The following is a 19,604-nucleotide window of genomic DNA, read 5'->3' on the forward strand; positions in this document are numbered from 1 at the left end:
GAGGATGTCAAATAAGGAGACTGAGTGACGTTGAACCACCTTATGTATCCACGAGCACATCACCAAAAAAGGATGGCAGATATGAAGATCAAGACTGGCGCACGCGTTTTCGCATTGTCCGCCCTTGCAGCAATGATGATTTCCGCACCGGCTCTCGCCAAAATTGAAGAAGGTAAGCTGGTTATCTGGATTAACGGCGACAAAGGCTATAACGGCCTGGCCGAAGTGGGTAAAAAATTCGAAAAAGACACCGGTATCAAAGTCACCGTAGAACACCCGGACAAGCTGGAAGAGAAATTCCCGCAGGTTGCGGCAACCGGTGACGGCCCGGACATCATCTTCTGGGCGCATGACCGTTTCGGGGGTTATGCACAATCCGGCCTGCTGGCGGAAGTCACGCCTGATAAAGCCTTCCAGGACAAACTGTTCCCGTTCACCTGGGACGCCGTTCGCTATAACGGCAAGCTGATCGCTTATCCCATTGCAGTGGAAGCCCTGTCTCTGATTTATAACAAAGACCTGGTGCCTAACCCGCCGAAAACCTGGGAAGAGATCCCGAAACTGGATAAAGAGCTGAAAGCGAAAGGTAAGAGCGCGCTGATGTTCAACCTGCAGGAGCCGTACTTCACCTGGCCGCTGATTGCTGCCGATGGCGGTTACGCGTTCAAGTTTGAAAACGGCAAATATGACGTCAAAGACGTGGGCGTGGACAATGCGGGTGCGAAAGCGGGTCTGACCTTCCTGGTCGATCTGATCAAGAACAAACACATGAACGCGGATACCGATTACTCCATCGCGGAAGCGGCGTTCAACAAAGGCGAAACCGCGATGACCATCAACGGTCCGTGGGCCTGGACCAACATCGACAAGAGCAAAATCAACTATGGCGTGACGCTGCTGCCAACATTCAACGGCAAGCCGTCTAAACCGTTCGTCGGCGTGCTGAGCGCAGGTATCAACGCCGCCAGCCCGAACAAAGAGCTGGCGAAAGAGTTCCTCGAAAACTACCTGCTGACCGATCAGGGTCTGGATGAAGTGAACAAGGACAAACCGCTGGGTGCCGTTGCGCTGAAATCCTTCCAGGATCAGCTGGCAAAAGACCCACGCATCGCGGCAACCATGGATAACGCCCAGAAAGGCGAAATCATGCCGAACATCCCACAGATGGCCGCGTTCTGGTATGCCACCCGTACTGCGGTAATTAACGCCGCAAGCGGTCGTCAGACTGTCGATGCCGCGCTGAAAGATGCGCAGGGTCGTATTACTAAGTAATGCCGTAGTCCCCTCTCCCCCAGGAGAGGGAGAAAAGATCAAACGTTGTAGAGGAAGAACCCCATGGATGTCATTAAAAAGAAACATTGGTGGCAAAGCGACGTGCTGAAGTGGTCAGCGATCGGTCTGCTCTGTCTGCTGGTGGGTTACCTTGTTGTTTTAATGTACGTACAAGGGGAATATCTGTTCGCCATCATGACGCTGATTTTAAGCTCTGCTGGCCTGTATATTTTCGCCAACCGTAAGGCATATGCCTGGCGTTATGTCTATCCGGGCGTGGCCGGGATGGGGCTGTTTGTCCTGTTCCCGCTGATCTGTACTATCGCTATCGCATTCACTAACTACAGCAGCACCAACCAGCTCGCGCAAGAGCGCGCCACTCAGGTGCTTCTGGACCGTTCTTATCAGGCAGGCAAGACCTTCAACTTTGGTTTGTATCCTGCGGGTGACGAATGGAAATTAGCACTGACTGACGGCGAGAGCGGCAAAACCTATATTTCCGACGCTTTCAAATTTGGCGGCGAGCAGAAGCTGGCCTTAAAAGAGGCCCCTGCCCTGCCGGAAGGCGAACGCGCTAACCTGCGTATCATTACCCAGAACCGTCAGGCGCTGACTCAGCTCACCGCCGTGCTGCCAGATGAAAGCAAAGTGACCATGAGCTCGCTGCGCCAGTTTTCCGGCACGCAGCCACTCTATACCCTGGCGGATGACGGCACGCTGACGAATAACCAGAGCGGCGTGAAGTACCGTCCGAACAACGATATTGGTTTCTATCAGTCTGTAAACGCCGACGGCAGCTGGGGCGATGACAAACTCAGCCCGGGCTATACCGTGACTATCGGCTGGGACAACTTTACCCGCGTGTTTACCGACGAAGGGATCCAGAAGCCGTTCTTTGCTATCTTCGTCTGGACGGTGGTCTTCTCCGTATTGACGGTACTCCTGACCGTTGCCGTGGGTATGGTGCTGGCCTGCCTCGTGCAGTGGGAAGCCCTGAAAGGCAAAGCGATCTACCGCGTGCTGCTGATCCTGCCGTATGCCGTACCGTCGTTTATCTCAATTCTGATTTTCAAAGGGCTGTTTAACCAGAGCTTCGGTGAAATCAACATGATGCTGAGCGCGCTGTTCGGCATCAAACCGGCCTGGTTCAGCGACCCGACCACCGCCCGTTCGATGATTATCATCGTCAACACCTGGCTGGGTTATCCGTACATGATGATCCTGTGCATGGGCCTGCTGAAGGCTATCCCGGACGACCTGTATGAAGCCTCGGCAATGGATGGCGCGGGTCCGTTCCAGAACTTCTTTAAAATTACGCTGCCGCTGCTCATCAAACCGCTGACTCCGTTGATGATTGCCAGCTTTGCCTTCAACTTTAACAACTTCGTGCTGATTCAGTTGTTGACCAACGGTGGCCCGGATCGTCTCGGTACCACCACGCCAGCCGGCTATACCGACCTGCTTGTGAGCTACACCTATCGCATCGCCTTTGAAGGCGGCGGCGGTCAGGACTTTGGTCTGGCGGCAGCGATTGCCACCCTGATCTTCCTGCTGGTTGGCGCGCTGGCGATAGTGAACCTGAAAGCCACACGTATGAAATTTGACTAAGGAGGGCATCGATCATGGCTATGGTACAACCCAAATCTCAGAAACTGCGCCTCCTGGCGACACATTTAGGGCTGCTGATTTTTATTGCGGCGATCATGTTCCCGCTGCTGATGGTCATCGCCATCTCCCTGCGTTCGGGTAACTTCGCTACCGGCAGCCTGATCCCGGACGAAATCTCCTGGGAGCACTGGAAGCTTGCGCTGGGCTTCAGCGTGGAGCATGCCGATGGCCGCGTTACGCCGCCGCCGTTCCCGGTACTGCTGTGGCTGTGGAACTCGGTTAAAGTGGCCACCATCACCGCGATCGGCATCGTGACGCTCTCCACCACCTGTGCGTACGCCTTCGCCCGTATGAAGTTCCCGGGCAAGGCTTCACTGCTGAAAGGGATGCTGATTTTCCAGATGTTCCCGGCAGTACTGTCTCTGGTCGCGTTGTATGCCTTGTTTGACCGCCTGGGGCAGTATGTGCCGTTTATCGGCCTGAACACCCACGGCGGCGTGATCTTCGCCTATCTTGGCGGCATCGCCCTGCATGTGTGGACCATCAAAGGCTATTTCGAAACCATCGACGGCTCGCTGGAAGAAGCGGCGGCGCTGGATGGCGCGACACCATGGCAGGCGTTCCGTCTGGTTCTGCTGCCGCTGTCGGTGCCTATCCTGGCGGTGGTATTTATCCTGTCGTTTATCGCCGCCATCACCGAAGTGCCGGTTGCGTCTCTGTTACTGCGTGATGTGAATAGTTACACCCTGGCCGTGGGTATGCAGCAATACCTCAACCCGCAAAACTACCTGTGGGGCGACTTTGCCGCGGCGGCCGTACTCTCTGCCATCCCGATTACAGTGGTGTTCCTGCTGGCGCAGCGCTGGCTGGTCAACGGCCTGACGGCGGGCGGTGTGAAAGGTTAAGTTTCATCTGTTATGCCACTGCAACCCTCAACTTTAGACGTATTGTATTAACCCAACTTGTGACTGTTGTTAGGCGCTCTTCGGAGCGCCATTTTTTTATGGGTCAGACACGCACAAAGTCAGTCTCAAAGTTAAAGGTATGCCAGAGATGGCGGGCGCAGGAGTATTCAAACAGCTTGCCGTTATCGAGAAATGCCGTCTGCTCCACCTGAATAAGCGTGGTGGGTTCGGTCAGCTCCAGCCATACTCTTTCCTGCTCGCTGGCGTTTCGCCCGGTGACTTTCATATGTGCGCTATGGACGGTACACCCCAGCTCATGGGTAATGTACGCGTAAATGGAATACTGAACATGGCTCAGAGCCAGACGAGGAAACAGCGCGACAGGCATCCAGGTGTACTCCACGATGGAAGGGATCTCCGCTATGACGCGTACCCTGTGGATTTCATGCACCAGTTCACCCTCAGGGATTTGCAATTTTTGCGCGATATCGGCAGAGGCAGGCACGGCGGTATATAACTGCACGCGAGTGGTGAGGGTTTTCCCCTGAGTGGCGCAGCGCTGCGCGGTGCCTATCAGGTGTGAGTTGCTTGCCGCAGAAACCTGGCGCTTAACAAACGAGCCTAGCCCACGCTTGCGCAGCACCAGTCCCTCGCGGACGAGCAAATCCAGCGCTTTAGTGATGGTTAGCTCGCTACATCCAAATTCAGCGGCGAGCCTTGCCCCTTCGGGCAATTTTTTGTCGGGAGCATAGATGCCCACCATAATGCGCCGCCGCACTTCATGGTAGATCTCCATATACTTAGGCATAACGCTCTCCGCAAACGGCCCCTTACAGGGCCGACTCAAATTAACGAGACAGGGATGCAGCCATACGCACCCAGGTGTGCCGTCGGCCACGGATAGCGAGGGATAAGGCATTCAGCGCTTCCGGGTCGGCCATGCCTGCCATCCCTGCGTCGCCAAAATTATGCATGTCGCTACCGCAACGTTTACTGGCCAGGCCAATGTCGCGCACCGTAGCACAATCCGCACCTTCCTGACTACTGCTCAGCGTGGTGATGGCAAGCCCTCCCAGCGACTGCACTGCCTGCGCAATGTGGCTGACGCGTCCTTCCGATGCCCCCCGGCATCCGCCTGGTGCCGAAAAGATAGCGCCATCTGCGCCTGCACTGATATAGCCAGCATACTCCTGGGGTTGCGCCAGCCCGGAATTATAAAATTTCGCGGCCAGAATCAGCTTATCGGTTTGCGCCCTGAGCGCTGCTATCGCCTGACACATACGCCCGGCCGTCACCCCGGGCTTGTCATAGCCGGTCAGGCAGTAAAAATCCGCATGCCGCACTGCCTCCAGATGCGCAGGCAGAAAAGCGCCGGGGCTGGAGAGATCGTCTGCGGGCAGGACTTCAAAATTGACGCCTGTTAAACGCCCCGTCAGACATTTCACCTGGCTGACAGGATCGGCGCCAAAACGTTCTTCTCCGCCGTTCAATGCGGGCCGCTGAAAATGGATCCCCTTGAGCAGCAGAAGGTCGGCGCCAAACGCGCACAACAATTCCGCATTCGTCACCTCTGCAAACAGCGGGGGCGCCTGCACGGCAATTTCGGCCATAATGACGCGCCCTTCGCTGGCGCTGATGGCATCTCGTAAGCTATCGCCGGTAATGGGGCCACGAAAGTCGCTGGCCCGGCAATTCAGAAGCCGTTTCATCTTTACACCTCCTCTTCGAGAGAAACGATGGCAGGTGTTGGCTGTTGAAATGCCTTTTGCAAAATGTCGAGATTGGTTAACGCTTCATGCTCGCTGACATAGTTGGCCTTGCCTGAGGAGAGTGTGTCGTAAAGCGCGTCATAAACGCGTCCGTAGTCGCCGGGTACCGCCGACAGTTCCTCCCGGACAGAACATCCTGCGTCATCGATATACTCCAGCACCGCGCATTCACGATCTTCACCAAACCCTGGTTCCCCAGGCATAATGCCCGCCTTCAGGCTGGTTTCCTGCTGGTCGATACCATAGCGAATAAACGAGCCTCGCGTACCGTGTACCGTGAATCTCGGCGCGGGTATTTTCACCAGATGGCTGGTTTTCACGATCGCGGTCGTCTTCGGGTAATAGAGGTGAACGGTGAAGGCGTCGTCAGGGTTGAGCGGGTTTCTCTGGCGCTGAAGATGGTACCCGACCTGCTGCGGACGCCCCAGCAGGGCGATAATTTGATCGAGCGTATGCACGCCAAGGCCATAAAACGCGCCGTCGAAATAACTGCCGGGACAGGTTTCCGACGCCGGGCGAAAATAGTCAAAATGGCTTTCGATCTCGACAATTTCCCCCAGTTTACCGCTCTCAATCGCCTGTTTCATGGTCAAATAACAGCTATCAAAACGTCGGTTTTGAAACGGAGAGACGGTTAAGCCCTTTTCCCTCGCCAGAGCTAACAGCGTTTTCGCTTCTTCTGGGGTGGTTGTAAAAGGTTTCTCGACCAGCACGTTTTTGCCGTGTGCCAGACATAGCCGGGCATACTCAAAATGGCTATCAGGATGGGTGCAGATAACCACCAGCTGAAGCGTATTGTCTTCCAGAATATCCTGCAGCCGGGAGGTAAAACAGATGTGTTGATAGTGCGGCTGCGCTTCAACCTCTGGCTTACGCGCAATATCATAAATACGCTTTACGTTGTATTTATCCTTGCGGCATAAAACATAAGGGAGATGATAGCGCGTGGCGCTTTTACCAAAGCCAATATAGGCGCAGTTAATCATACGGATTCCTTTTTAAAGTATGGCAGGGCGGCATGAATTACCGCCGCTCCATCAAGTTTGCTGAAGTGCTGAGGGTCAAGGGGGATCACCGGGCAGTGGTGATTGATATCCTGAAGAATGGTTTCCTGGAGATACGCGATTTGCGGACCCAGCAAAATAAGCTGGGCGTTTTTATATTCATCGACCAGTTTACCTGCATTCACGGCATACACGTTGAGCGTACAATTCTGGCTTTCGCAATATTTTCGCATTTTGCTGGCCATCAAAGAGGTCGACATGCCTTCATTGCAGGCCAGAATAATGGTTTTCCCATCCAACCGATGAATATCATTGTCCTCCTGCGGCGTTATTTCTGACTCAGAGGCGAGAGTATTAATTATCGTTTCATTGCTGCGTTTGATTAACGAACGCTCATAGGCGGTTAAAAAAGGTAAATAGACTACGACCCCAAGCGCTAATAGCAGGATCTGCAAAATGACATTACGAAAATCACCGCCGGATCCGAGCCAGCCAGAAATAAGCGGAGGCACTGACCAGGGAACGTAGGCAACAATTTTTGAGACCCACCCCCAGGCGGTTGCAAAGTACGCGATCGTAAAATTAATTTGCGGATAAAGGATAAAAGGAATCATCATTAACGGGTTGTAGAGTACCGGGAAACCAAAAATGACCGGCTCGTTAATATTAAAAATGCCTGGGGCAATCACCGTTCTGGAAAAGTTACGGTGGCTGGACATATGGCTTCGAACAAACACTGCCAGAAGCAGGGCCAGTGTGCTCCCGGTTCCTCCCATATGACCATACAGATCGCGAAATGGCAGAACGATAATATGGGGTGGGATCTGCCCGCTGGCAAAGGCGGACATGTTTTCCTGCATCGCTACCAGCAAGGGAGGTTCAAGAATGGGATTAATAATCCCACCCGGATGTATCCCCAACGAAAAGAGAAGATTTGTCAGGGTCGTTAACACCAGAAAACCGGATAAATTAGTCGTTAAATGTACCAGCGGCGCCTGGATGAGATGCTGAATCAGCGCCGGGATTTCAGTATGAAGGAAAAGATTAACGCTAAATGCAACCAGCGCGAAAATAGCGACGGTTAGCATAATTGAAAACATCGACTGGAAGGATTGCACCACCATGGAAGGCACATCATCTCCTAGCCGGATCTGTAATTTTTTATTTTTCGAAATCCATAAAAAAAGATTTGTTGATAACACCGCCGTCAGTATTGCCAGAAAGACACCGCCAGCATTGGTACTGCCATAGGAGACCATTCCGGTAAGCCGAACCTGCTGACCATCGGCCAGGGTTTGCACGGTTTCAATGGGCATTAATGCATAAAACACCGCCAGCGCAACCATAGCGGGAATGACTGGCGTAGGGTGTTTTTTCTTACTGGCAATATGATACGCAATTAATATCACCAGCATCAGCGATAAAATATTCATTGTACCGTTAAGTACGCGCTCGCCAATATTGCGTAGCTGTACCAGGGTGTCAGTGGATAACAGACCGCTCAATATGCCTTTCGGATCGAGAAAAACATAATTAAGCATAATGAAGAGTCCAGCCAGGACAAGGAACGGAACAGTAATAATAAAACTGTCCCGTAGACTTCGAAGATGGACTTCTGATGCCAGCTTTTGCGAGACGTCAGTTATCCGCTCCAGTATTGAAGAGTGGGCCATGCAAATCACCTGTCGAATAGATTAAGTATGTGGCAGTTAATTTCAGTACCGCGTATGCCTGAACTGCCACACATTTAAAACTATATAGTTTTAAATTAAATCTATATAGATCACATTTTGACCGTATCTCTTCCGCGTCAGAGCGCCTATTCGCGCTTCAACCGCTTCGAATTACACAACCAGAGCGTGATCACCAGCAGCAGGATCGCCGCCGAGTAGATCAGCACATCAAGGGGAGATTTATGATCGACGATGATCAGCCGCACTATCGCGGTGATCCCAATGTAGACAAAATAGCGCAGCGGGAAGTGAAAGCCTGACTGGAAATACTTCACAATCAGGGCGATAAATTCAAAGTAGAGAAAGTAGACCACCAGGCCTTCCACCAGCGCATATTTGCTGGTTTGCTCGGGGGCGAACAGTACATCCGCCAGATGCACCGTCTCTTTACCCAAAAAGACGACCAGGATCAGGCCAAGGCTCAGCAGACCGAGGTTGAGCACGGTCTGGAGGATAGTTGAGATGAACTCAACGCGCGGGCGAGTCAGGGATGTCATACAGCACCTCATTCTCCAGGGCGAGGTTCCTGTATAACGCAAAAATGTGACGTGGATCTATATTTTTTAATTATGTTTTATGTACGGAGGTAACGAATGGAGCGCAGACCTACCGGGGTTCGCAACGTAACCTGTGGTGAAAATGTCACCCTGTATGAGCCCTGCAATCTCTATGACTGCGTGCTTGGCAACGGTGTGTTTATCGGCCCGTTTGTTGAAATTCAGGGCAATACGCGCATTGGCGACGAGAGCAAAATTCAGTCCCACACCTTCATTTGCGAGTACGTCACCCTGGGCGAACGCTGTTTCATTGGCCATGGGGTGATGTTTGCAAACGATATGTTTCGCGACGGCAAACCCAATGCTGACCGGAACAGCTGGGGACGCATTACTGTGGGAAATGATGTGTCGATAGGCAGCGGGGCGACCATCCTGGCGGTCTCCATCTGCGACGGGGTGGTGATTGGTGCGGGGAGCGTGGTGACCAAATCCATCACCGAGAAAGGCGTTTATGCGGGAAACCCGGCGAAGCTGCTGCGCCGTCTTTGATTCGCCCGGTGGCGCTGCGCTTACCGGGCCTACAAAATCGTAGGCCGGGCAAACGCAGTGCCGCCCGGCGTGAAGCATCAGCGGAAGTTAATGTTCTTATCGCTGGTCATGTCATACAGCTGGAACTTACGACCCAGCTGCTGGCCCCCGTCGCGCGTCAGCGGCGTCCAGCCAATGGCCGCACGGCTGCGGGTTGGACCGGATGAGAACAGATCCAGCGGAATCGACACATACACCCCTTTGGTGAAGTCCCCTTCCCCGTATTCGTCCGGCGAGACGTTGGTGATGGTGGCGTAACCACCCACCACCACTCCGCTGTCGAAGTGTTTGGAGATATCCAGCGTGCCGCCCTTATCGCCCGCCAGGTACTGGCCCACGCTGGCTTTCACCAGCACGTCCTGGGCGAACGACGGCGTCCAGTAGGCCGTAAGGTGGCCGGTTTTCACGCTATAGTCGGTGAACTTCATCATGTCCTGCGCGCTGCGCCAGTCACGCTGTTTAACGTAGTTGGCATCAATACCAAACGCCCAGTTGCTGTCCACCGGACGATAAAGCACTTCCGCCCCCGCGCCGCCATACATGGTTTCCAGATAACCGCCGTAGACCTGGCCGTAGAAGCCATTGCCGAAGTACTGGAAGTAGTTGGCCTGCAGGTTGTTTACGTAGGCATCGTTCTGCACGTACTCACGCACGCGGGTACGCACGCGCGGCAGCTTCGAGTCGTTCGGCGGGTTAGTGTAGTTGAACTTGTCGTAGTTGTTGGCAATGTTGCCAAACAGGCTGCCGGTGGTCAGCAGGTGGTCGGTCACCCACAGATCCGCCGTTGCCATCACGCCCAACTGGTACATGTAGAAGTTTTCCGGCCCGCCGACAGACTGGTTTAGCACCGGGTCGATGTGGAAATCGAAGCGCGATTTATCGATATACCAGCCCTGCTCGGTCATCTCCGGCACGATTGGCTCAACGCGTTTTTGTACCAGCTCGGTTTCATGCCCCAGCGGCTCGCCCTCCAGATGGCGCTTCAGGCTGGCCACGTCCGTTTCCGTCGTCACCTGCGGCAGGTTCAGGCGGTTCTCCGTTACGCGGATCGTGCGGATCCCCTCCGGCAGATCGTTCATGATAATCCGGTTGGCACGTTCGATCCCTTCTCGCGAGTCGCGGTATTTCACCTGCTCACCGGTCACGTACAGCGTATCGCCTTTCACCTGGATTTTCGGATCCGCCAGACCGGCGTTGTACTTCAGCAGCGTCAGCTGGTTGGCCACCACGGAGTGCTGCAGAATGGCATCCTGCGGCTCCGGCTGGTACGCAGGCCGCGCGTTGTCGTTATAGTGCGGCCGCATGTCGTTAAAGTTAGTACGCAGCGTAAAGCCAAACATCACGGTGTTGCCGCGCTCGTAGCTGAGGTTAACGTCGGCCCAATCGGTGACGCGGTAAATGGCGCCGACGTTAAACTTGCTCTTTTGCTCAATCTTTCCGGCGAACTCTTGCGAGTAGTCGTTACCTTCATACTCCAGCTTCAGGCGCAGCGGCTGCCACGGCGTCTGATACTCCACGCCGCCAAACAGGGCAGCCGGGCCGTGGAACATCTGGTCACCGTTAATGGAACCCGCTTTCTGATAGCTGTTGTCGCGATAGCAGAATTTGTCGCTGTAGGTGCAGAACGGGTTTTTCACGTTGCCGCTGGTGCCGAGATAGCCCCAGCCAAGCCCCAGCGAGAAGTCAAATGGCCCCCAGGCCTTACTGGCGACAATGTACTCCGCGTCGAACAGGCCGGTACCGCCGATATCTTTGGCCCCCACGGAAACCTGCGGCATCCAGTAGCTCTCTTCCCACAGGCGCAGTTTGAGATCGAAGGCTTTATCTTTGTAGGTCTGATCGCCCGAAAACGCGTCCACGCTGCTGTACTGTTTCGTTCGTACGTCGGTGTAGCGCAGCGTGGTTTCGAGCCATGGGAACAGCTGTACGGATGCAGAATAGTAGCGGTACTGGTCGTTATCACGATAGTTAAGGCTAATTTCCCCTTCTCGCGCCATACGCGCGGTAGGGGTTTGCAGTAAACCGACGCCACCGAAGTCTGACTGAGACGGGCCAATGGGTGCCGGATATGTTTCTGCATGACAGGCGGCACTCACACACAGTGCCAGCATGCTATAGAGATAGGTCTTTTTCATTATTCCGGTATCCGCTGTGTCAGGGAATGAAGGATATCGGCATTCAGCCCGTCATATGCCTTCGTCCAGAAATGGTCGGCAAAACCGACAAAAATGATGCTGCCTGGCATGGGTTCGACATGCCGCTTGTTCCAGTAGGCAACCGGCGCCTTTTGCGTGTTCCCGTCAGGATAAATCACCCAGGCGTAGCTGTTATCCGCACCACTCAGCAGGCTCTGCTCGTCGAGATAGCTCGCCACGTCGCGGCCGGGAGTAAACGGTTTTTTACCCGGGCTGCTGATAAGCCCCATCACCGTGATGGTGGAAGGCTGCGCCGGGAGCCAGAGCGTGTAATCTCCCTCCAGGGCCGGATTACCTTTTTCCGTCACGCGGACTTCATCCGGATCGAGATTGATGTTTTGTCTTCCGGTAACCTTCAGCGCCAGAAGCTGCTGACGAAGGCTGTTAATGGCTGCCGCATCGTCGCCGTCTTCCTGCTCTGCTAATCCCGTTAATCTGGCGAGCAGCGCCTTGTGCTTTTGTTTCGCCGCCACCGTTGCCTGCCGCTCAGCGATCACCGCACCTGTCCACCAGCTGTTTGCCAGCCTTGGCTGGCCGACGAGATCAATCAGGTGGCCGGCGTTCGTTAACGTTTTGGGCTGCGTGCTGTCCGGCGTGTAGACCTTCACCGTCCCGGCAGACCAGGCGAGCGGTGTGGCAAAGCTTGCGATCAGCGCAACGCGAATAAGTGTTTTCATGATTTCGCGGCCTTGATCAGCGTGGTTTTAACCGGGAAGAATCCGGCACCCAAATATTGCAGGGACTGACGGATCTGCCCTTCATCATCCACCCAGAAACGGTTATGCCAGGTTGCCCGATCGGTCGTGACCTCTTCATCCAGTACGCGAACCCGGGTTTCGTCGCTGCCTACCTTGACGCTGTCCGTACCGTCCCAGCGGAAGGTAGAGCGGGCAGTGGCGTAACGCACCTGCTTGTGTTCCGTCCAGCCCATTGTCCGCGTCCAGCTTGCCCCGTCGGTGATCTGGTTCGGTTTGCTGAGCGGATCGGCCGCAAGGTTGTTGACCTCAAGAAGGTTGTCACCACCGAGCAGGGTTTTCACAATACGGCTATGCTGCGTCACGATGGTGGCCTGATCCTGCGTCACCCATTTCTGCTGCCCGTTTTCATCGAAAGCGAGCACCACAAACAGTTGCGGACCATCGTTGAGCTGCATGTACTGGCTGGCATATGGCATGTTCTGAAGTTCATCATCGGTCAAATGCACACCCGGCGTACCGAATATGCTGTCCCACAGTGAGTTGCCCAGCCCTTTGGTGGTGGCCGAGCATGCCTGCAACAGCAGGCAAATCAGGATGATTGCAGGTCGCTTCACGACTCTTCTCCGAAGGGGCGAAATAACCACACCGAAGTGTGGTTATGATTAAAACACCCGGAATTACTGGGTGCTGGTCGTCGTAGTGGTCGTGGTTCCGGTATTGGAGCCATCACCGCCACCGGTTGCCGCCAGCGCGACACCCACGGCTGAACTTACGGTGCTGGTGCTGGCCGCGGTAGAACTCCCCGCAGACGCAGACGTCGCTGCCGACCCTGCTGCTTCCCCGACCTGGACCGGAGCTGCATAGACAGATGTCGCCGCAAGTGCAGATATGGCAAAAATGCCATACAGTACTTTCTTCATAACAATTTCCCTTCAATGAATGAATGGAGATTTGCCCGAAAAGAAATTCAGGCGGATTCGAGTATACACAACTAAAGCAGAGGGTTTGCCGTACTGATAAATAGAGGAAGGGTTTTCGGACTATTGGATAAATGTGAAGTATAAGAATAATTAACTAATAAATTATTTATTTAAAATCAAATAGATATAATTACATAAGGCGAAAGTAACTCTCCGTATAATCCTAAAATAAACCGCACTCATTAACGGGTTAAAAGGTATTTTCGGATAAAACTCATAACGGGAATTTGAGTTAAATAACAGACATCAGGAATTGTCTGATAAAAAAATGCCGGCATATCGCCGGCACGTTTTTATGACGATTTAATTACGCGCGCCATGCTTTATAACGGTTAATCAAACCATTTGTCGAGCTGTCGTGGCTGCTGATCGCTTTGTCATCACCCAGTTCAGGCAGAATACGGTTCGCCAGCTGTTTACCCAGCTCAACGCCCCACTGATCGAAGGTGAAGATGTTCAGGATTGCGCCCTGCGTGAAGATCTTATGCTCATACAGAGCAATCAGCGCACCCAGGCTGAACGGCGTGATTTCACGCAGCAGGATGGAGTTGGTTGGACGGTTGCCTTCGAACACTTTGAACGGCACAACGTGTTCCAGGGTGGCCGGATCTTTACCCTGGTCACGGTATTCCTGCTCTACCACCTCGCGGGATTTACCAAACGCCAGCGCTTCGGTCTGAGCAAAGAAGTTAGACAGCAGTTTAGGATGGTGATCAGACAGTGGATTATGGGTGATAGCCGGGGCGATGAAATCGCACGGTACCATTTTGGTCCCCTGGTGAATCAGCTGGTAGAACGCGTGCTGACCGTTGGTGCCTGGCTCACCCCAGATGATTGGGCCAGTCTGGTAATCCACCGCGTTGCCGTTACGGTCAACGTATTTACCGTTGGATTCCATATTGCCCTGCTGGAAGTAGGCCGCGAAGCGGTGCATGTACTGGTCGTACGGCAGGATCGCTTCGGTCTCTGCGCCGAAGAAGTTGTTGTACCAGATACCGATCAGCGCCAGCAGCACCGGCAGGTTTTTCTCAGGTGCGGTGGTGGAGAAGTGTTTGTCCATCGCGTGCGCGCCGGAGAGCAGCTCAACAAAGTTGTCGAAGCCCACGGAGAGAATGATAGACAGGCCGATCGCAGACCACAGAGAGTAGCGGCCACCGACCCAGTCCCAGAACTCGAACATGTTCGCGGTGTCGATACCGAACTCGCCAACCGCTTTACCGTTGGTGGACAGCGCAGCGAAGTGTTTCGCCACGTGTTTGTTGTCACCTGCGGTTTTCAGGAACCAGTCGCGCGCGCTGTGGGCGTTGGTCATGGTTTCCTGGGTGGTGAAGGTTTTAGAAGCCACCAGGAACAGTGTAGTTTCCGGGTTCACGTTCTTCAGCACTTCGGCGATGTGGGTACCATCGACGTTGGAGACAAAGTGCATGTTGAGATGATTTTTGTATGGACGCAGCGCTTCAGTCACCATGAACGGGCCGAGGTCAGAACCGCCGATACCGATGTTCACCACGTCGGTGATGGCTTTGCCGGTGTAGCCTTTCCAGCTTCCGGAGATGATTGCTTCAGAGAAGGCTTTCATCTTTTCCAGCACCGCGTTCACTTCCGGCATCACATCTTTGCCGTCAACGATAATTGGCGTATTGCTACGGTTACGCAGAGCCACGTGCAGCACGGCACGGTCTTCGGTACGGTTGATCTTCTCACCGGAGAACATGGATTTGATGGCGTCTGCCAGTTCCGTCTCTTTCGCCAGATCCTGCAGTTTCGCCAGCGTCTCTTCGGTGATGCGGTTTTTGGAGAAATCCACCAGCATCAGATCATCGAAGGTCGCGGAGAATTTGTTGAACCGATCGGCATCTTTCGCGAACAGCTCCGCGATGGTGACGTCTTTCATTTCATCAAAATGTTTTTGTAGTGCCTGCCAGGCAGCGGTCTGCGTTGGGTTGATGTTTTTCATTAGCAATACTCTTCTGATTTGAGAATTGTGACTGCGGTCGATTGTAGCGCCTGCAAATAAAAATTGTGATGGTTTTTATGCCATTGCCCTGGCCTGCATCAAACGCAGGTGAAAAGACCCGAAAAGTATAGCTGCTGACGCGCCCACCCGTGGCGGCGAAATGTCGGTCAAAATCGGGGAAAACGAAGCATAAAATATGGCCCTGTTATAAGTCCTGTTTCTCAGGGGTACCCCCCCATGAAAAATCCGCATAATCCCGGCATTGACAGGACCTCCCCCACATTTTATTTATAGGGCCGTATTTTGCGCCTGCACCTGTTTTCGTTTCATTCTTGTGCCATGGTCGCTTTATTCATTCCCTGACACGAGGTTGTTATGACGAGTTTTGTGGTCGCCAAGTTTGGCGGCACCAGTGTGGCAGATTACGATGCCATGAACCGCAGCGCCGATGTGGTGCTGGCCGATCCGAATACCCGCCTGGTAGTGCTTTCTGCCTCTGCTGGCGTGACGAACCTGCTGGTTTCTCTGTCTGAAGGGCTGGAGGCCACCGAGCGCTTCGTTAAGCTGGACGCACTGCGCAAAATTCAGTTCGATATCCTTGAACGTCTGCAGAACCCGAACGTGATCCGTGAAGAAGTGGAGCGTCTGCTGGAAAATATCACCACGCTGGCAGAAGCGGCTTCTCTGGCCACCTCCACCGCCCTGACCGATGAGCTGGTCAGCCACGGTGAGCTCATGTCCACCCTGCTGTTTGTTGAAATCATGCGTGAACGTAACGTTCAGGCACAGTGGTTCGACGTGCGTAAAATCATGCGCACCAGCGATCGCTTTGGCCGCGCCGAGCCGGACGTGGAAGCGCTGGCCGAGCTGACCAATCAGCAGCTGGTCCCGCGCCTGGATGAGGGGATCGTGATCACCCAGGGCTTTATCGGCAGCGAAGCCAAAGGACGCACCACCACGCTTGGCCGTGGCGGCAGTGATTACACCGCGGCGCTGCTGGGTGAAGCGCTGCATGCGACCCGTGTGGATATCTGGACTGACGTCCCGGGGATTTACACCACCGATCCACGCGTCGTCTCTGCGGCAAAACGTATTGATGTGATTGCGTTTGAAGAAGCGGCGGAAATGGCGACCTTCGGTGCCAAAGTGCTGCACCCGGCAACGCTGCTGCCTGCCGTGCGTAGTGATATCCCGGTCTTCGTCGGTTCAAGTAAAGATCCGAAAGCGGGCGGTACGCTGGTGTGCAAGAAAACCGAAAATCCACCGCTGTTCCGCGCGCTGGCCCTGCGCCGTAAGCAAACGCTGGTTACGCTGCACAGCCATAATATGCTGCACTCGCGCGGCTTCCTGGCGGAAGTGTTTGGCATCCTGGCGCGTCATAACATCTCCGTGGATCTGATCACCACCTCCGAAGTAAGTATCGCACTGACGCTGGACACCACCGGTTCAACCTCAACGGGTGACACTCTGCTGACGCAGTCGCTGCTGATTGAGCTGTCAGAACTGTGCCGCGTGGAAGTAGAAGAAAACCTGGCGCTGGTAGCCATCATCGGCAATAAGCTGTCGCGCGCGTGTGGCGTGGGCAAAGAGGTCTTCGGTGTGCTCGACCCGTTCAATATCCGCATGATTTGCTACGGTGCCTCCAGCTACAACCTCTGCTTCCTGGTGCCTGCTGAGCAGGCAGAACAAGTGGTGCAGAAACTTCATCAGAATTTGTTTGAATAAAATTCATTAGCACGATAAACAATATCTATAAGCCGGGCACAGACCCGGCTTTTTTATAACTAAACAACACGACAATACTGCAAGGAATATCTATGTTATCCGCCATCACCCGGCTGTTCCCGTTATGGGCGCTGCTGCTCTCCATACTCGCGTATTACACCCCCACTACGTTCACGGGCATTGGTCCGTGGGTGACCACGTTGCTGATGCTGATTATGTTCGGCATGGGTGTGCATCTAAAAATCGACGACTTTAAACGCGTGCTCTCGCGCCCGGCCCCGGTTGCTGCAGGGATTTTCCTGCACTACCTGGTGATGCCCCTTGCGGCCTGGCTGCTGGCAATGGCCTTTAAGATGCCACCCGACCTCTCCGCCGGGATGGTGCTGGTGGGCAGCGTGGCCAGCGGAACCGCCTCCAATGTCATGATCTATCTGGCAAAAGGCGATGTGGCGCTCTCCGTAACCATCTCTTCGGTATCCACGCTGGTGGGTGTGATTGCCACGCCGCTGCTAACACGCCTGTACGTTGACGCCCATATTCAGGTGGACGTGATGGGAATGCTGCTGAGCATTTTGCAAATCGTGGTGATTCCGATCGCGTTGGGCCTTGTCATTCACCACCTGTTCCCGCGCGTGGTAAAAGCCGTTGAGCCCTATCTGCCTGCGTTTTCGATGGTCTGTATTCTGGCCATCATCAGCGCCGTGGTGGCCGGTTCTGCGTCGCACATTGCATCCGTGGGCTTTGTCGTGATTATCGCGATAGTGTTGCATAACACCATTGGCCTGCTGGGCGGATACTGGGGCGGGAAACTGTTTGGCTTCGATGAATCCACCTGCCGGACGCTGGCAATTGAGGTAGGGATGCAGAACTCCGGTCTGGCAGCGGCACTCGGGAAAATTTACTTCTCGCCGCTGGCGGCTCTGCCTGGTGCGCTCTTCTCGGTCTGGCATAACCTGTCCGGTTCGCTGCTGGCGGGATACTGGTCCGGCAAACCGATAGAAGAAAAACCACAGAAAACAGATGAATATCGTCTTTAACAGTCGGGTGGCGCTACGCTAACCCGACCTACACTCTCCGCAGGCGCAAGCCGGGGAAAAAAGGGGCTTAACGCCCCTTCTTTTTACGTCCCGGTTGCGTAAAGCGTTTACCCGCGGGCTTGCCTCGCCCTTTCTCTTCCGACTGCGGTGCTTTCACGACCGGGCGTTTAATCGCCTGAGTTTTCGGTTTGGCTTTGGCCTTCGGCTTTGCTTCAGACGAGGAGTTCTCGATAAGTTTGAACAGCTCAATCAGCTCGTCGTCCGTTAAGTCACGCCACTCGCCCAGCGGAATACCGGACAGGCTGACGTTCATGATGCGCGTGCGTTCCAGCTTCGTCACTTCATAACCGAAGTATTCGCACATACGGCGGATCTGACGATTCAGGCCCTGCACCAGGGTAATGCGGAACGCGAACGGCGCTTCTTTCTTCACCTTACACTTTTTCGTGACGGTACCGAGGATGGGTACACCGGCGCCCATGCCGCGAATAAATTCGTCCGTGACCGGCTTATTCACCGTCACGATATACTCTTTCTCGTGGTCATTCCCGGCACGCAGAATCTTATTCACCAGATCGCCGTGGTTAGTGAGGAAAATCAGCCCCTGCGAGTCTTTATCCAGACGGCCAATCGGGAAGATACGGCTACTGTGGTTAACGAAATCAACGATGTTGTCCCGCTCGCCATCTTCTGTGGTGCTGACAATCCCAACCGGTTTATTCAACGCGATAAACACCAGGTCTTCTGCATCACGCGGTTCGATGAGCTGACCATTCACTTTGACCACGTCGCCAGGCATCACCTGGTCACCAATAGTGGCGCGTTTGCCGTTGAGGAACACATTACCTTGTTCGATGTAACGGTCCGCCTCGCGACGTGAGCAGATCCCGCTCTCGCTAATGTATTTGTTTAATCGAGTTGATTGAGTTGGCAGCATAGTTTCTCCTGTGAAGGCGAAATATACCTTACCTTGCGGCTGACAAAAAAGTCCTAGTAACCGTTGATCAGAAAATCGAGTGCATCCCGCAATGAAGCACTGTTGTCCGTGAGATCGGCAACACGTTCACCTAACTCTTTTGAAGATATGCCTGACAGCATATGCATCATGACAACGCAGGGCTTACCCGCGATTTCAACGACAGGGCACACTTTCGCAGGCGGACGAATGCCGCCCAGCAGGCTTAATTCAACGGCGGGAGCGACAAGTACATGTTTCATCACATTAGCAACAGGGTGCTGCATATTAATAAGCCATGGATAGGCTTTTCTCCCATTGCCTTCATTCTCATAAGCAAAATATTGCTCCATCAGAACGACCTCTGAAAATCACTAAAGGAGCCGTTTTCATCAACCCACTGGTTGATGGCCTCTATAGACGCTTTATTTTCTGCTAACCACTCTGCGCGCTGATGCGCACGAAACTGCTCCTGTAGAGCGGTAGTGAGTACAGCAGAGAGATTGAGTTTAAGCCGTCGCGCTTCTTCAAGAATTTCAGGTGCTAACGAAACATTGACTGATTTTTTAATACCATGGGTAGTGCGCATGAGAACCCCCATTGGAATGCGCATGAATTGGCGAAGTGTAGCGTAATAAACGAGCATTTTCTATTCCCTTCAAAATATGAGGTCTGAAGAGT

General features: G+C 53.9%; 19 protein-coding genes. 6 read left to right on the plus strand and 13 right to left on the minus strand.

The features are described from left to right. The first annotated feature begins 81 nt into the window (after window positions 1–81). The 3 genes from malE (at window position 82) to malG (ending at window position 3,785) form a co-directional block, all read left to right on the plus strand. Window positions 82–1,272 carry a maltose/maltodextrin ABC transporter substrate-binding protein MalE gene (gene malE / locus ACOTX3_RS18650; protein WP_014830274.1) on the plus strand — a complete coding sequence of 397 codons (1,191 nt, stop codon included), beginning with the start codon at window positions 82–84 and terminating at the stop codon, window positions 1,270–1,272. 63 nt (window positions 1,273–1,335) lie between these two features. Next, window positions 1,336–2,880 (plus strand): maltose ABC transporter permease MalF, encoded by a 1,545-nt coding sequence (gene malF, locus ACOTX3_RS18655; RefSeq protein ID WP_020686620.1) that lies wholly within the window; start codon window positions 1,336–1,338, stop codon window positions 2,878–2,880. Between the two features lie 14 nt (window positions 2,881–2,894). Next, the gene (gene malG, locus ACOTX3_RS18660) at window positions 2,895–3,785 is read left to right on the plus strand and encodes a maltose ABC transporter permease MalG (RefSeq protein WP_013095043.1); all 891 of its coding nucleotides are present in this window, start codon (window positions 2,895–2,897) and stop codon (window positions 3,783–3,785) included. Between the two features lie 103 nt (window positions 3,786–3,888). Here malG and ACOTX3_RS18665 read toward each other — a convergent pair whose 3' ends face one another. The 5 genes from ACOTX3_RS18665 to psiE form a co-directional block, all read right to left on the minus strand. Further along, entirely contained in the window at window positions 3,889–4,593 is a 705-nt protein-coding gene (locus ACOTX3_RS18665; protein ID WP_058678458.1) for a GntR family transcriptional regulator, read from the minus strand. Between the two features lie 40 nt (window positions 4,594–4,633). Further along, window positions 4,634–5,494 (minus strand): hypothetical protein, encoded by an 861-nt coding sequence (locus tag ACOTX3_RS18670; RefSeq protein WP_058678459.1) that lies wholly within the window; start codon window positions 5,492–5,494, stop codon window positions 4,634–4,636. 2 nt (window positions 5,495–5,496) lie between these two features. Continuing rightward, window positions 5,497–6,540, minus strand: a complete 1,044-nt coding sequence (locus ACOTX3_RS18675) for an oxidoreductase (RefSeq protein WP_058678460.1) — start codon at window positions 6,538–6,540, stop codon at window positions 5,497–5,499. Beyond that, window positions 6,537–8,231 carry a PTS transporter subunit EIIC gene (locus ACOTX3_RS18680; protein WP_058678461.1) on the minus strand — a complete coding sequence of 565 codons (1,695 nt, stop codon included), beginning with the start codon at window positions 8,229–8,231 and terminating at the stop codon, window positions 6,537–6,539. Before ACOTX3_RS18680 ends, ACOTX3_RS18675 begins: the two co-directional genes overlap by 4 nt. Before the next feature lie 146 nt (window positions 8,232–8,377). Further along, on the minus strand, window positions 8,378–8,788 hold the full coding sequence (gene psiE / locus ACOTX3_RS18685) for a phosphate-starvation-inducible protein PsiE (RefSeq protein ID WP_000202963.1): 411 nt from the start codon (window positions 8,786–8,788) through the stop codon (window positions 8,378–8,380). Between the two features lie 96 nt (window positions 8,789–8,884). On the opposite strand from psiE, the gene ACOTX3_RS18690 reads away from it, so the two are divergent. Beyond that, window positions 8,885–9,337 carry an acyltransferase gene (locus tag ACOTX3_RS18690; protein ID WP_029882649.1) on the plus strand — a complete coding sequence of 151 codons (453 nt, stop codon included), beginning with the start codon at window positions 8,885–8,887 and terminating at the stop codon, window positions 9,335–9,337. A gap of 77 nt (window positions 9,338–9,414) precedes the next feature. Here ACOTX3_RS18690 and ACOTX3_RS18695 read toward each other — a convergent pair whose 3' ends face one another. From ACOTX3_RS18695 to pgi, 5 genes are all read right to left on the minus strand, one after another. Continuing rightward, a complete protein-coding gene (locus tag ACOTX3_RS18695; protein WP_058678462.1) occupies window positions 9,415–11,511 on the minus strand; it encodes a YjbH domain-containing protein in 2,097 nt (698 codons plus the stop codon). Then, window positions 11,511–12,248 (minus strand): capsule biosynthesis GfcC family protein, encoded by a 738-nt coding sequence (locus ACOTX3_RS18700; RefSeq protein ID WP_072205083.1) that lies wholly within the window; start codon window positions 12,246–12,248, stop codon window positions 11,511–11,513. The genes ACOTX3_RS18695 and ACOTX3_RS18700 overlap by 1 nt, the downstream gene beginning before the upstream one ends. Further along, entirely contained in the window at window positions 12,245–12,883 is a 639-nt protein-coding gene (locus ACOTX3_RS18705) for a YjbF family lipoprotein (protein ID WP_048970926.1), read from the minus strand. Before ACOTX3_RS18705 ends, ACOTX3_RS18700 begins: the two co-directional genes overlap by 4 nt. A gap of 63 nt (window positions 12,884–12,946) precedes the next feature. Further along, window positions 12,947–13,189, minus strand: coding sequence for an exopolysaccharide production protein YjbE (gene yjbE, locus ACOTX3_RS18710; RefSeq protein WP_013095034.1), 243 nt, complete (start codon window positions 13,187–13,189; stop codon window positions 12,947–12,949). A gap of 367 nt (window positions 13,190–13,556) precedes the next feature. Beyond that, window positions 13,557–15,206 (minus strand): glucose-6-phosphate isomerase, encoded by a 1,650-nt coding sequence (pgi, locus tag ACOTX3_RS18715; RefSeq protein ID WP_020686615.1) that lies wholly within the window; start codon window positions 15,204–15,206, stop codon window positions 13,557–13,559. A gap of 375 nt (window positions 15,207–15,581) precedes the next feature. On the opposite strand from pgi, the gene lysC reads away from it, so the two are divergent. Both lysC and panS read left to right on the plus strand, forming a co-directional pair. Continuing rightward, window positions 15,582–16,931: a lysine-sensitive aspartokinase 3 gene (lysC, locus tag ACOTX3_RS18720; protein WP_013095032.1), complete on the plus strand. Its 1,350-nt coding sequence runs from the start codon at window positions 15,582–15,584 to the stop codon at window positions 16,929–16,931. A 92-nt stretch (window positions 16,932–17,023) separates the two neighbouring features. Continuing rightward, the gene (panS, locus tag ACOTX3_RS18725) at window positions 17,024–17,968 is read left to right on the plus strand and encodes a ketopantoate/pantoate/pantothenate transporter PanS (RefSeq protein WP_013095031.1); all 945 of its coding nucleotides are present in this window, start codon (window positions 17,024–17,026) and stop codon (window positions 17,966–17,968) included. Window positions 17,969–18,035: 67 nt separating this feature from the next. Here the strand turns inward: panS and rluF are convergent, their stop codons facing one another. From rluF to ACOTX3_RS18740, 3 genes are read right to left on the minus strand one after another with little or no spacing between them, the layout of a single operon-like run. After that, complete coding sequence (rluF, locus tag ACOTX3_RS18730; RefSeq protein ID WP_023621411.1) at window positions 18,036–18,905, minus strand: 23S rRNA pseudouridine(2604) synthase RluF; 870 nt, start codon at window positions 18,903–18,905, stop codon at window positions 18,036–18,038. Window positions 18,906–18,958: 53 nt separating this feature from the next. Next, the gene (locus tag ACOTX3_RS18735) at window positions 18,959–19,276 is read right to left on the minus strand and encodes a CcdB family protein (RefSeq protein ID WP_023621410.1); all 318 of its coding nucleotides are present in this window, start codon (window positions 19,274–19,276) and stop codon (window positions 18,959–18,961) included. Then, a complete protein-coding gene (locus ACOTX3_RS18740) occupies window positions 19,276–19,569 on the minus strand; it encodes a type II toxin-antitoxin system CcdA family antitoxin (protein WP_020686614.1) in 294 nt (97 codons plus the stop codon). Before ACOTX3_RS18740 ends, ACOTX3_RS18735 begins: the two co-directional genes overlap by 1 nt. Window positions 19,570–19,604: the final 35 nt, after the last annotated feature.

It is taken from the genome of Enterobacter cloacae complex sp. IR5384 (assembly GCF_049237265.1).
GTDB classification, from domain to species: domain Bacteria; phylum Pseudomonadota; class Gammaproteobacteria; order Enterobacterales; family Enterobacteriaceae; genus Enterobacter; species Enterobacter cloacae.

What these genes read in the sequence shown, in the direction of transcription:
- malE (WP_014830274.1), top strand. Translation starts at nt 82, where the DNA reads ATGAAGATCAAGACTGGCGCACGCGTTTTCGCATTGTCCGCCCTTGCA.
- malF (WP_020686620.1), top strand. Translation starts at nt 1,336, where the DNA reads ATGGATGTCATTAAAAAGAAACATTGGTGGCAAAGCGACGTGCTGAAG.
- malG (WP_013095043.1), top strand. Translation starts at nt 2,895, where the DNA reads ATGGCTATGGTACAACCCAAATCTCAGAAACTGCGCCTCCTGGCGACA.
- ACOTX3_RS18665 (WP_058678458.1), bottom strand. Translation starts at nt 4,593, where the DNA reads ATGCCTAAGTATATGGAGATCTACCATGAAGTGCGGCGGCGCATTATG.
- ACOTX3_RS18670 (WP_058678459.1), bottom strand. Translation starts at nt 5,494, where the DNA reads ATGAAACGGCTTCTGAATTGCCGGGCCAGCGACTTTCGTGGCCCCATT.
- ACOTX3_RS18675 (WP_058678460.1), bottom strand. Translation starts at nt 6,540, where the DNA reads ATGATTAACTGCGCCTATATTGGCTTTGGTAAAAGCGCCACGCGCTAT.
- ACOTX3_RS18680 (WP_058678461.1), bottom strand. Translation starts at nt 8,231, where the DNA reads ATGGCCCACTCTTCAATACTGGAGCGGATAACTGACGTCTCGCAAAAG.
- psiE (WP_000202963.1), bottom strand. Translation starts at nt 8,788, where the DNA reads ATGACATCCCTGACTCGCCCGCGCGTTGAGTTCATCTCAACTATCCTC.
- ACOTX3_RS18690 (WP_029882649.1), top strand. Translation starts at nt 8,885, where the DNA reads ATGGAGCGCAGACCTACCGGGGTTCGCAACGTAACCTGTGGTGAAAAT.
- ACOTX3_RS18695 (WP_058678462.1), bottom strand. Translation starts at nt 11,511, where the DNA reads ATGAAAAAGACCTATCTCTATAGCATGCTGGCACTGTGTGTGAGTGCC.
- ACOTX3_RS18700 (WP_072205083.1), bottom strand. Translation starts at nt 12,248, where the DNA reads ATGAAAACACTTATTCGCGTTGCGCTGATCGCAAGCTTTGCCACACCG.
- yjbE (WP_013095034.1), bottom strand. Translation starts at nt 13,189, where the DNA reads ATGAAGAAAGTACTGTATGGCATTTTTGCCATATCTGCACTTGCGGCG.
- pgi (WP_020686615.1), bottom strand. Translation starts at nt 15,206, where the DNA reads ATGAAAAACATCAACCCAACGCAGACCGCTGCCTGGCAGGCACTACAA.
- lysC (WP_013095032.1), top strand. Translation starts at nt 15,582, where the DNA reads ATGACGAGTTTTGTGGTCGCCAAGTTTGGCGGCACCAGTGTGGCAGAT.
- panS (WP_013095031.1), top strand. Translation starts at nt 17,024, where the DNA reads ATGTTATCCGCCATCACCCGGCTGTTCCCGTTATGGGCGCTGCTGCTC.
- rluF (WP_023621411.1), bottom strand. Translation starts at nt 18,905, where the DNA reads ATGCTGCCAACTCAATCAACTCGATTAAACAAATACATTAGCGAGAGC.
- ACOTX3_RS18735 (WP_023621410.1), bottom strand. Translation starts at nt 19,276, where the DNA reads ATGGAGCAATATTTTGCTTATGAGAATGAAGGCAATGGGAGAAAAGCC.
- ACOTX3_RS18740 (WP_020686614.1), bottom strand. Translation starts at nt 19,569, where the DNA reads ATGCTCGTTTATTACGCTACACTTCGCCAATTCATGCGCATTCCAATG.